10 protein-coding genes are annotated in these 12,925 nt (G+C 37.8%); all 10 read right to left on the bottom strand.

Annotated elements, in window-relative coordinates; translation table 11 throughout:
- Window positions 1-356: 356 nt before the first annotated feature.
- A complete protein-coding gene (gene metK, locus EHLA_RS01670) occupies window positions 357-1,544 on the bottom strand; it encodes a methionine adenosyltransferase (protein WP_096239074.1) in 1,188 nt (395 codons plus the stop codon).
- A 21-nt stretch (window positions 1,545-1,565) separates the two neighbouring features.
- Window positions 1,566-2,879 (bottom strand): UDP-N-acetylglucosamine 1-carboxyvinyltransferase, encoded by a 1,314-nt coding sequence (locus EHLA_RS01665; RefSeq protein WP_021907393.1) that lies wholly within the window; start codon window positions 2,877-2,879, stop codon window positions 1,566-1,568.
- A gap of 327 nt (window positions 2,880-3,206) precedes the next feature.
- Window positions 3,207-3,791 (bottom strand): flavin reductase family protein, encoded by a 585-nt coding sequence (locus EHLA_RS01660; protein ID WP_096239073.1) that lies wholly within the window; start codon window positions 3,789-3,791, stop codon window positions 3,207-3,209.
- Between the two features lie 115 nt (window positions 3,792-3,906).
- Window positions 3,907-4,323, bottom strand: coding sequence for an HIT family protein (locus EHLA_RS01655; protein WP_096239072.1), 417 nt, complete (start codon window positions 4,321-4,323; stop codon window positions 3,907-3,909).
- A gap of 53 nt (window positions 4,324-4,376) precedes the next feature.
- On the bottom strand, window positions 4,377-6,293 hold the full coding sequence (locus EHLA_RS01650; protein WP_096239071.1) for a GlgB N-terminal domain-containing protein: 1,917 nt from the start codon (window positions 6,291-6,293) through the stop codon (window positions 4,377-4,379).
- A gap of 243 nt (window positions 6,294-6,536) precedes the next feature.
- On the bottom strand, window positions 6,537-8,495 hold the full coding sequence (locus EHLA_RS01645; protein ID WP_096239070.1) for a PTS fructose transporter subunit IIABC: 1,959 nt from the start codon (window positions 8,493-8,495) through the stop codon (window positions 6,537-6,539).
- 27 nt (window positions 8,496-8,522) lie between these two features.
- Window positions 8,523-9,431 carry a 1-phosphofructokinase gene (gene pfkB, locus EHLA_RS01640; RefSeq protein WP_096239069.1) on the bottom strand — a complete coding sequence of 303 codons (909 nt, stop codon included), beginning with the start codon at window positions 9,429-9,431 and terminating at the stop codon, window positions 8,523-8,525.
- A 151-nt stretch (window positions 9,432-9,582) separates the two neighbouring features.
- Window positions 9,583-10,896 (bottom strand): ABC transporter substrate-binding protein, encoded by a 1,314-nt coding sequence (locus tag EHLA_RS01635; RefSeq protein WP_096239068.1) that lies wholly within the window; start codon window positions 10,894-10,896, stop codon window positions 9,583-9,585.
- 11 nt (window positions 10,897-10,907) lie between these two features.
- The gene (locus tag EHLA_RS01630) at window positions 10,908-11,573 is read right to left on the bottom strand and encodes a response regulator transcription factor (protein ID WP_096239067.1); all 666 of its coding nucleotides are present in this window, start codon (window positions 11,571-11,573) and stop codon (window positions 10,908-10,910) included.
- The gene (locus EHLA_RS01625) at window positions 11,566-12,924 is read right to left on the bottom strand and encodes a sensor histidine kinase (protein ID WP_096239066.1); all 1,359 of its coding nucleotides are present in this window, start codon (window positions 12,922-12,924) and stop codon (window positions 11,566-11,568) included. The genes EHLA_RS01630 and EHLA_RS01625 overlap by 8 nt, the downstream gene beginning before the upstream one ends.
- Window position 12,925: the final 1 nt, after the last annotated feature.

The following is a 12,925-nucleotide window of genomic DNA, read 5'->3' as shown; positions in this document are numbered from 1 at the left end:
GTTACATGCGGTATGGTTTCGCTAACGAATACCATCCATAATTACCTACACACTATACCATTTTAAAATACATTCGTAAATAAACTTTTCGAAAAAAATTGTTTATTTTTTAACACAAAATTTTCAACTTATTAAAAAGTTCCTGCTTTACATTTCTTTACAAACAAGCACATTACTATGCTGCATAAATCTTACAAAATCCTCCTACGCCAAATAAACAAAAATTCCACAATATTATATTGCCATTTGCAGCTTCTGGTCAAATAGAGAAGTGATGAAACACTCCCCACGCATCCCGACAGCACAAATGTAATATAGTATTGCAGAATTCTCGTCTGTGTTAAACACGATACATTTTATAAATACTTCTTCAGAGTTTCTACTTTATCAAGTCTTTCCCATGGAAGATCCAGATCATTACGTCCAAAATGGCCATAAGCTGCAGTCTGTTTGTAGATTGGTCTTCTTAAGTCAAGCATTTTAATAATTCCTGCTGGTCTTAAGTCAAAGTTTTCGCGGATCATATCTACAAGTTTTTCTTCTGCAATCTTTCCTGTTTCAAAAGTATCTACCATGATAGATGTAGGCTGCGCTACACCAATAGCATAAGATAACTGAATCTCACACTTATCTGCAAGTCCAGCAGCAACAATATTTTTTGCTACATATCTTGCAGCGTATGCAGCAGAACGGTCTACCTTTGTACAGTCTTTACCGGAGAAAGCTCCACCGCCATGACGTGCATATCCGCCATAAGTATCTACGATAATCTTTCGTCCTGTTAAACCACTGTCTCCATGTGGTCCACCGATTACAAATCTTCCTGTTGGGTTAATAAAGAACTTTGTATTATCATCAACCATATTCTGTGGAAGAATTGGATCAAACACATACTTTTTAATATCTTCATGAATCTGTTCCTGTGTTACATCAGGATCATGCTGTGTAGAAAGAACAACAGCATCTAAACGATCTGGCTTACCATTCTCGTCGTATTCTACAGTAACCTGTGTCTTTCCATCTGGTCTTAAATAAGATAATATACCATCCTTACGAACCTTTGTAAGCTGTCTGGATAACTTATGTGCTAATGCGATAGGATATGGCATATATTCTTCTGTCTCATTGCTGGCGTAACCAAACATCATACCCTGATCGCCGGCACCAATTGCCTCTAATTCTTCATCGCTCATCTTATTCTCTCTTGCTTCAAGTGCTTTATCAACACCCATAGCAATATCGGAAGACTGCTCATCTAAGGCTACCATAACACCACATGTATCTGCGTCAAAACCGTATTTACCTCTTGTATATCCAATCTCTTTGATCGTATCACGAGCGATTTTCTGAATGTCTACATAAGCATTCGTTGTCACCTCACCCATGACAAGTACAAGACCTGTTGTCATAGCTGTCTCACAGGCAACACGACTCATTGGGTCTTTTTCCATTAATGCATCAAGTATTGCGTCAGAAACCTGATCGCACATCTTATCCGGATGTCCTTCTGTTACAGATTCTGATGTAAATAATCTTCTTTCCATTGTACTACTCATCTCCAATTCTTAATTTACAGTACCTGTTTTATAAATAAACTTATTGGTTTCTTTCTCGGAATTAACTTCTTCAATTAAGCCACCGAGAGCACGAAGCTTCTCATCAAATCGCTCATACCCTCTCTTAATATAACCAATCTGAGTTACCGTTGTATATCCTTCTGCCGCAAGCCCTGCAATAACAAGCGCTGCTCCGGCGCGGAGATCCGGTGCTGCCACCGTAGCTCCTGTATATTTTTCAACACCATGAATAATCGCAGTGTTACCTTCTACCATCTTTATATTAGCACCCATACGGCGAAGTTCTTCTACGTAACGGAAACGATTCTCAAAAATACTTTCTGTAATCGTACTTGTTCCGGTAGAAAGCCCCAGCGTAATTGCCATCTGCGGCTGCATATCCGTAGGGAATCCAGGATATGGAAGGGTCTTAATCTGTGTATTGCAAAGCCGCTGTGTTGCCACAACTCTTACCGCATCATCAGACTCTTCAATCTGTGCTCCAATCTCAGACAGCTTTGCAGAAATCGTCTCTAAATGCTTAGGAATTACGTTCTTAATCAGAACATCTCCTCTTGTAGCTGCCGCTGCCATCATAAATGTTCCTGCTTCAATCTGATCCGGAATCACAGAATATTCTGTATCGTGGAACTTCTCCACCCCTTTAATACGAATCACATCTGTTCCCGCACCACGAATATCTGCGCCCATACTGTTTAAGAAGTTCGCTACATCTACGATATGTGGTTCCTTAGCTGCATTCTCGATAACGGTATTCCCCTGTGCCAATGCTGCTGCCATCATAATATTGATCGTTGCTCCAACAGAAACAACATCTAAATAAATACGACTACCTACAAGCTGTTCTGCCTGTGCGATAATCATCCCATGCTCAATCTTTACTTCTGCTCCAAGCGCACGAAATCCCTTAATATGCTGATCGATCGGACGGCTTCCGATATCACATCCTCCTGGAAGAACAACCTGCGCCTTTTTATACTTACCAAGAAGAGCACCGATCAGATAATAAGATGCTCTAATCTTTCTGATATATTCATTATCTACAATCAGATCACCGGCAGAATCAATATCCTTTCCGCTGATCACTACTTCGTTATCCCCTTTACGTTCAATACGGGCTCCGATTCCTTCCATTGCCTGTAAAAGAACATTCGTATCTCTGACATTTGGCATATTATCAATTAAACATTCTCCATCTGTCATAATTGCTGCTGCCAGAATTCCAAGCGCTGCATTCTTTGCTCCACCAATTACAACTTCACCAACTAACGGATTACCACCTTTAATAATATACTGTTCCATTTTGCACCTCTATAATCTATCCTAAACGTTATTACTCTTAACACTAATTTTCAAACTAAAGTAAAATCAAATAAAATTCCAGGTAAAATATCTCTACCAAAAAAATGGAATTCCTATTCCAAAGATTACTCTTTATATTTTATACAAAAAAATAAATTAAAAATAAAATTATCGTAATCCTGTTTCAAAAATTCCTGTCATGATATTTTATATCTCAAACAATATGTACTTTTCTTCACAATTCAAACTAAACCTAGAATCATTTTATTATATCATATTCTCTCGTTTATTGTAAATCAAAAATTGTTACAAAATAAACATCTTAATTTATTTGTTTTTTCTCTTTTTTTTCTTTTTGCGAACAGAATATCCAAATGTCCCCAAAGATTCTCCCAATCCAAAATATGTTCCATGAGAATATACAATCGGTGCCGCCTTCTCCAAATGAAACGTGCCCTTCTCATCCATATAGGCATCATCTACTGTCACATGTACAACGTCTGCTATAAACATTGTATGAGAACCAAGTGCCACTTCTTCTCTGATACGACACTCAATATTCACCGGACTATCTTCAATCACAGGCGCATTGATTTTCTTTGCCTCTCCCTTTTTCAGACCGGTCTGCTCAAACTTATCCATATCCCGTCCGGAACGAACACCACAAAAATCCGTAGCCTTCGCAAGCTTTTCTGTAGTAAGATTCACCACAAACTCTCCCGTTTCATGCAACGCTTTATAAGAATGTCTCTCCGGACGAACAGAAATGTAGAGCATGGGTGGATTGGTACATACCGTTCCTGTCCAGGCAACTGTTATAATATTATCCTTTCCTTCTTTATCTCTTACCGATACCATGACCGCCGGAAGAGGATATAACATATTACCCGGCTTAAAATCTAACTTACCCATACTCTTTCCCTTCTATTTATATTTCTATTTGTATTTCTATTCTTATTTCTTATTTCTGTTTCTTTCATTTCTATTATTTACTTTTGTTTCCAAAAGTATTCATCTGCCCGTATTGTTAGATTGACTTCTTAATAGACAGTCTGATCTCTTCTAACTGTTCTCCTGAAATCTCCTGCTGTGGCCAGTTAAGATTCAGTCCATCACCCTCATAACGAGGAATCAGGTGAAGATGAAAATGATTTACCGTCTGTCCCGCAACTTCTCCATTATTCTGAACAAGATTCAAACCGTCGCATTTTAATGCATCCTTCATTGCTCTTGCAATACAAGTAGCCAGTGCAAATAACTTTCCGGCTGTCTCGCCATCCAGATCATAAATATTATCAAAATGTTCCTTTGGTATAATCAGACAATGTCCCTTTGTTGCCGGATTCACATCAAGAATTACTGTGAAATGGCTGTCTTCATAAACTGTAGCAGAGTGAATCTCTCCTTTTGCTATCTTACAGAATAAACAATCTTCTTTTATCATTATTACAAACACACCTTTCTTTTTCTTTACTGAAATGTATATATTAAAACCCTTTAAAACTTAAAAATCAACGTTGCCAGAGGCGGTACGGATATTTCAATCGAATATGGTCTTAAATCCCAGCATTCCGAAACGGCTTTCACTTCCTGATGCTCTCCGCGGCCTTCGCCACCGAATTCTACCGCATCACTATTAGAAATCAAAGTATATTTACCATTTTTCGGAACGCCGACCCGATAATGTTTCTTCTCCTCTTCACTAAAATTACATACAAACAGCAGATTATCTCTTCCGGATGGCGACTTTCTTATAAAACTTAAAACGAAAGATTCTGCATCCATCCCATTAATCCACTCAAAAGGAGCACGCATTGGGTCGTACTCATAAAGGGCAGGATATTCCTGATAAATCCGAAGCAGTGACTTCACATATTCCTGTGAAGAAATATTCTCATGTGAATGCAAGTCCCATGCCTTTCTTCCTGGAACTCCCATCAAATAACCATAAGACATCCTGACTCCTGTTAACTTATCATAATCACAAGAAGCCTTCTTGTCAATGAAAGAATCTTTAAAAAGATTATTTTTCTCTATACTAATTTCTTTATTAAGTAATAATAACGCATGAGAAAAATCTCCGTTCATCAGTGGCTGTGACAACTGAAAATATTCTTTCTTCCTGTTATGAATATCTGCCTTTAAATACTTATCTACTCCCGCCTTTATTTCCAGATTCCATTCGAAATCAAAGAAACTTTTCAGATTTTTATCCGTTGTCTGCTCTCCGATAAATAAAATATTACTGTCTTCTTTTTTAATTATTTCTTTGGCCTTTGTTAAAAAATCAGCAGCACCTTCACGTAATCCTCGAAATACAAATCCATCGATATGATATTCCCGGATCCAGAAAAGAACATTTGCAAGAAGATAATTTAAGGCCTGCGGGTTTTTCTTTTCAAAAAGGTCCACTGCTCTCCTTAAATATTCCGGTGATATTTCTAACAAAACTCCAATATTTCTTTTATGCGAACGGTTAACAAAAAAGCGCATTGTATCGGGTGTATTCCCATAAAAAGCCGGTTCAAAAAAGCCTTTATGCGCCCCAAATTTTTCTCCTTCTGATGTTCCACGAAGTAAAATATGCGTATGTCCCATATCCTGTACAGTTTCCTGTACCTTCTCATCCGGAGAATCCAATTCACTGATCCGTACTTCACAAACAGACATAGGTCTTTTTAAAACATTTCCTCGATATCTTTCAGAAAGCCATCTCATATCCTCCCAGTGAAATCGCTTAAGATCAAACATTCTTGAGGCACCGCTCTCTTTTTCCTCATTCATAACGGCATAAGGATCAACCATCTGTGTGATCTCCCCCTGTGCATTTTTCACTTCAAATTTATAAAACTGCCCACAGGAAAGTCCCGGAATAAACAACTCAAAAATATCAGAATTCTCCATCTTGTGCATTGGATACAGCATTCCGTTCCAGAAATTAAAATCTCCAACGACACTGACACGTTTAGCGCCCGGTACCCATACTGCAAAATACATTCCTTCGGTATCTCCAAGCTTCACTTTATGACACCCCATCTTATGGTATACCTCAGTCCAGATTCCCTTTGAAAACATTTTTTCCTCTTCTTCGGTAATCAGTCCTTCATAACTATAGGGATCATTACAGATATACGTATTACCATCATGGAATGTCATATGTATCTGATAATAAAAAGGTCTTTTGTGCGGAAGAAACAACGAAAATACCGGCTGTCTTTCTACGGTGTCCATCGGATAGTGTTTCCCATCTTCTGAAATAACTTCCATCTTTACCGCATCGGGATGATAGGCAGAGATAACTTGTCCTTCCATAATAAAATGCCGCCCCAGTAAATCTTTAGGTTTACTGCAATTACCAAAAACCAATTCCATAACCTGGTCTTTTTTTATAACTTCGCTGATTTCATATCTCATGCCGTTCCCTCCTCTTTTCAGTTTCTTTTCAAAACAGGCATCTATATATCAATATATTCAAATATGCCTACTGTAATTCCTTTACATAGCTATAGTTGTATTATAATTTTTTTGCGCAAGAAAGTCAATAAATGGCAAAAAAAGAAGAAACCCCGAATACAAGAACTGCATCCAGGATTTCTTCTTTTATTCATTTATAGCAACTAAATTTAGGGAATTAACTTTGAACAACATACAACGTAATTACTTGCTTTCTATCGGTTTTCTTAAAAGTCCGAACATGATTGCTCCAACGATAGAACCGATTAATAAAGCTATGATATACATTAATGCATGTCCGACTACAGGGAATACGAAGATTCCACCATGAGGTGCCATCAATGTACACTTAAACGCCATAGATAACGCTCCGGCTACTGCAGAACCGATTACGCAGGAAGGAATAACGTGGAGGGGATCTCCTGCTGCGTATGGGATTGCTGCTTCTGAGATAAAGCAAAGACCCATGATTGCATTAACTGGTGCTGTTTTTCTATCATTGTCTGTAAATTTATTTTTAAATACCCAAGAGGAAATTGCAATGGCAATCGGAGGAACCATTCCACCTACCATAACGGCTGCCATAATCATATAACCTGCCTCTGTCTGATATGCTAAGGAAGCTGTACCAAATACATATGCTGCCTTATTAAATGGGCCACCCATATCAATGGACATCATACCACCAAGAATAACTCCAAGTAAGATACTGTTTGCTCCTGATAAGGAATTTAATGCATCAGCAAGTAACTGATTTAACCAAGAGAAGAATGGATTGATTGCGAACATGATCACACTGATCAATAATAATCCAACTACCGGGTAAATTAACATCGGACGAAGACCATCCATGGAATCTGGCATTTTCTCTGTAATCTTTTCTAATGCTAATACAAGGTAACCTGCTAAGAAACCTGCAAATAATGCTCCAAGGAAACCACCGGAAATTACTGTAACATCCGGATTAAAACAAGAAGCAAATGTTGTTCCTGCACTTGCAACAGAACCACCTACAAAACCAACCATTAAACCTGGGCGGTCTGCGATACTCATTGCAATAAATCCTGCAAGGATTGGAAGCATAAAGTTAAATGCCACACCACCTGCTGTCTTAAAGAATGCTGCTGCCGGTGTGTTCATACCAAAGTTAGAAGGATCAATAGAATAATCATCTAACAGAAAAGCAATCGCAATAAGAATACCACCACCGATTACGAATGGTAACATATGAGAAACTCCATTCATCAGATGTTTATAAATCTGACGGCCAAAGCTTTCATCTCCATCTGAAGATGTGCTTGCTGCTTTTCCACCTTCATGATGATAAATCGGTCCGTCACCTTTTACTGCTCTCTCAATTAATTCCTGAGATTTATGAATACCGTCGGAAACCTTTACTTTAATAACTGGTTTACCGTCAAAACGAGCCATTTCTACATTTTTATCTGCCGCAATGATAATTCCGTCGCAGGCATCAATTTCTTCCTGTGTCAGAATATTTTTTGCTCCTCCGGAACCGTTTGTTTCTACTTTAATAGAAATTCCTAATTCCTTACCTTTTTCTTCAAGTGCTTCTGCTGCCATATAAGTATGCGCAATACCGGTAGGACATGCTGTTACTGCAAGTACCTGATATCCAGATTTCTTTGCCGGAACTTCCGCTGCCGCTTCTTCTACCTGAGCAGCTTTATCTTCTTCCCCGTACTTTTCTGTTTCTTTTTCATCAATTGCTGCAAGGAAAGCTTCTACATCCTTTGCAGATAATAACTTTTCACGAAAAGCTGGATCCATTAAAATCGTAGATAATCTGGATAATGCTTCTAAGTGAACATCAGATCCTTCTGCCGGAGCTGCGATCATAAAGAAGAGATTGGATGGTTCCCCATCAAGTGCCTCACAATCTACACCACCTGGTACTGTGATTGCTGCGATACCCGGCTTAATAACTGCATCATTTTTTGAGTGTGGAATACAGATACCTTCTGCGATTGCAGTCGGTCCTTCTGATTCTCTTTTCATGATTCCTGCTTTAAAAGCTTCTTTGTCTTCAATGTTTCCAACTTTTTTATGAAGGTCAACGAGTAAATCAAGCATCTGTTCTTTTTCGCTTACATCTGCATTAAGAACAACTGCCTCTTTTTTTAACAAATCGACAATTCTCATAATCTTTTCCTCTCTAAAAAATTAAAACTATTCGCTGATCTGTTTCAGCATTTTTTCGTACATTTCAAGAGATGCAAGTCCCTCAGAAAAAGCAGTGGCGCTTCCTGCTGCTGTACCGCTCTTTAATGCTTCTTCATAGCTTCCGCCACGAAGATAACCTGCGACAAATCCTGCCACCATAGAATCTCCTGCACCAACGGAGTTTACTACTTTGCCCTTCGGTGTTCCCATCTTAATATTCTGTCCATCTTCTGTGATAAGAATGGCTCCGTCTCCTGCCATAGAAATCAATACATTAACTGCTCCCATTTCCTGAAGCTTCTTTGCATAATGTACGATATCCTCATCTGTTTTACAGACTGTCCCGAACATTTCCCCAAGTTCATGGTTATTTGGCTTAATTAAAAACGGATGATATTTTAAAACATTAAGAAGTAAGTCTTTTGTCGCATCCACAACTACACGGATTCCTTTTGATTCAAGTCTTGCAAGAATCTTTTCATAGATATCCTCTGGTAATGTGTTTGGAATACTTCCTGCTAACACAAGAATATCCTCTTTTGTAAGAGTATCCAGTTTTGCAAAAAGTCCATTAATTGCTTCATCGGTAATTACCGGTCCCTGCCCGTTGATCTCTGTTTCATCACCATGTTTTACTTTCACATTAATTCTGGAATTGCCTTCTGGAAGATGAATAAAATCTGTATGAATTCCCTGTGATGCCAATCCATCTTCAATTGCTTTTCCTGTAAAGCCTGCGATAAAACCAAGAGCGGTTGTTTCCAGACCAAGCGTATTCAAAATCGTAGATACGTTGATTCCTTTTCCTCCATAGAAAATAGATTCTCTTGTGGAACGATTCACATCTCCTAATTTCAGGTCATCAAGAAATACAACATAATCTAAAGCCGGATTAAAAGTTACCGTATAAATCATTACTTTTGCTCCTCCTCTCGCTTTGCCCTTTCTCTCTTTTTTAATGGCTTGCTTTGTTTGTGATTAAAGTATAACAAAATGATGCATTTTATACATCTAACGAATGTCATTGATATCGATTTGTATTTGTCATATCTTTATATGACATTTGTCACTTTTTTAGAATTTCATCGATTTGATTCTTCATTTGGAATAAAAACGTACTGCTGTCGTCCTTCTCATTCACATAACCTTTTATAAGATTATCTGTTTTTTCATATGCTTCTGTATAGTCTTTAAAGCGATAGGGAATCACACCTGTATCAATCACTGTATCAAGAAGAGACATATCTATTATACTGTCTCCCGGAGTATCTTTATTCAGCAGATTCATTGTACTTTTTGAAGTGTTTACTGATTTTAATACCGATGCTGCAGAAGTATCTTCATAGATAAGGCTTTGAATATCTTCATCGGTTGTGAGCATCTTAATAAAATCCCAGGCTGCCTGTTTCTTTCCAGTTCTTGAACTCATTCCTGCCATCAGCGCACTCATTTCCGAACGATTATCTCCGGATGGACCGGCAGGCATTCTAATACAGGTCCATTCGAAACTGGAATATTTTTTAATCCGCCATGGATATGGCATATATGTGCGATAGTCAGAAAATGTAAATGGTCTGAACGCCACTTTTCCTAAATCAAAATCATTTGATGTAACCTGATAATTCCTATTTGTCTCTTCCAGGCGCTTTACAAATTCAAGTGACTGCGAAAATCTTTCATCTAAGAAATTTGACGATGTTCCTTTTTTGTTGAATGGACTTATTCCATTTGAATACACCGCCTGAAGCCATGTATAATCATAATATCCAAATTGATCAATCTGTCCATCACCATCAGAATCCTTCGCCATTTTCTCGCAGATACGATAAAAATCATCCCAGGTCCAATCATTATCTGGAACCTTTATTCCTTCTTTTTGTAAAAGGGTCTTATTTACAAACATTAACGTTGGATTACATTCCATCGGGAGTGCGTATTGGCTGTCTTCATACTGACCAGCCTTATATACAGAAGAATAAAACGCTTCCTTTTTAAATTCTTTATCCACATTAATTACACCATCCAGATTTTTCAAAGCTCCAAGTGATGCCAGCGTATGAAAGTCTTCATCGAGAACAAGATATACATCCGGTTCTGCTCCTTTTAAAATCTGTTCAGATAACCATTCTGAATAATCATTAGAAAGTATTCCCTTTTCATATTCTACTTTTATATTTGGATATTTTGATTTAAACTTTTTCATTGCTTTATCAAGTATTTCATAATGCACTGTTCCCGGAACTTCCCAGTTACTTCCGTAGAAGATACCTACCCGGAGAACATCCTGATCCCAATAGCGTAAATATAACAGACTGCTGATAAAAAGCACCGCCATTATAAAAAGAATTCCCGTCCCTTTTTTCAGTTTTATATCTTCCATCACCTTGCTCCTTATATGTATCTGTTGACTGCACCGGTCTGCACTGCCCAGATAGCAAGCTGTGTTCTATCCCTTAATTCAAGCTTGCTCAAAACAGAACTTAAATAATTTCTGACTGTCCCTTCGGAAAGTGCCAGTTCGGATGCGATTTCTTTATTAGACATTCCACAGCCGATTTTTTGAATAACCTTCCATTCTGTTTTTGTAAGTTCTTCTGTCAGTGCATTATCTACCTGAATAGAATAGCTGCCTTGCGCCATATGATTAAACAGTTTTACTACCTTATCTGTAATATCCGGATTAATCATAGCCTTTCCACTCACAACTGTTCGAATCGCTTCAGCAAGATTTTTCATGGAAATTCCTTTTAAAAGATAACCGCTGGCTCCATATTTTAAGGCACCAAAGATATATTCATCATCATCGAATGTTGTAAGAACAATAATATAAATATCCGGATATCTTTCCTTTACAAGACGAGTACATTCTACTCCGTCAATTCCAGGCATACGGATATCCATCAAAATAACATCCGGCTTCTCCTTTTTAACTTGAGAAAGTACCTCTTCCCCATTCTCCGCCGTACCGGTTACTTCCATATCCTCATTCGCCCCAAGAACAATTTTTAAGCTTTCTCGAATTAATTCCTGATCGTCTGCTATTAATACTTTAATCATATTCTTTCCTTTCTTCTGTATGTGTTTTCGTGTCCTGTTCTACCATTATCTTATTTCGAATCGGAATCTTTGCTATCATTGTAAATCCGATTAATCCCTGATAATTCACTTCACCATTTAACAGTTCTACTCTTTCTCTTATATGTTTTAATCCAAAGCCTTCCTTGATATCTTCACATCCACAGCCATTATCACTGATAATAATCGTTAGCTCCTCATCCTTTTCGCTGATACGGATCCATATCTCTGTTGCTTTTCCATGTCGTATCGCATTGGTTGTGCTTTCCTGAATAATGCGGTAAATGACCTCTTCTTCATCGGCTTCAAATTTCAGTTCTTCCATATAGGACACAAAATAGATTTTCGTATTTGTTACCTTTGACATATCTTCTATCATCTGATGAATCGCATTATTTAATGACATTCTCTCTAACGCATCCGGCTTTAGCTTTCGGACGGAGCGTCGCACATCCTGAAGACCTCTTCTTGCAGTATCTCCGATTCCTTCTAACTGTTCTTTTGCTTTATCCGGCGCAATATCCATGAGAACAAGTACTGCATCGATTCCTACGGATATTCCTGTTAAAATATGACCTAATGTATCGTGAATCTCTCTGGCAAGACGATTTCTTTCCTTCGTCTCTCCCATCAGCTCCTTCTCCTGTGCAAATTCATGAAGCTGTTCATTTGCCTTTTGAAGCTGTGCATTTAAAAGCTGTATCCTCTCCCGTTCTCTCCTGTCTTTCATCATAAGAATCACAATGTATACAAGAAATAATATCATATTCAATATCTCACATATGGTCTTTACTCCAAGAAAAAGGCTTTCTGTTGCTCCATCATAAAAGGCCACCCATGTCTCAAATGAATTTAAAGGAATAAACATTGTAACTAAATTATAACTACATACCATATAACAAAGAAAAGAAATAAACAGAAAAATCAATTTATTCTTCCTGTCTTCCACATAAGTAAGCATATCTGCTACTACAAGAAAGATCACTCCATTATATGTCATATCCAACTCTTTCAATACGAAGATCAGAAAAATAATTTCAAATACATTCCACAGTAAAACCTTCTCTTTTCCTTCTTCTTCATTTCTTCTTTTGTAGTAAATAATCCCGCATAAAAAACATAATGAGAATACGACCATGATAATTTTCTGTTCCGGTCTTTCTGGCATTACCTTAAGTGTTTCAATAAACTGCTGTGCTTCCTGCGCTGCAGCTACTCTGTACTGGGTCAGCACAATAGTAAAAGCAAGGAATAAAACTATGATACAGTTAAGTAATACCATCATCGTAAAACACTGATTCAGATATCTGGCATTCTCTTTTCTTTTTTCCATT

This window comes from Anaerobutyricum hallii, assembly GCF_900209925.1.
Classification (GTDB): Bacteria; Bacillota; Clostridia; order Lachnospirales; family Lachnospiraceae; genus Anaerobutyricum; species Anaerobutyricum soehngenii.
Note: the sequence above shows the minus strand (reverse complement) of the source record. Positions and strands in the feature narration are given on the sequence as shown.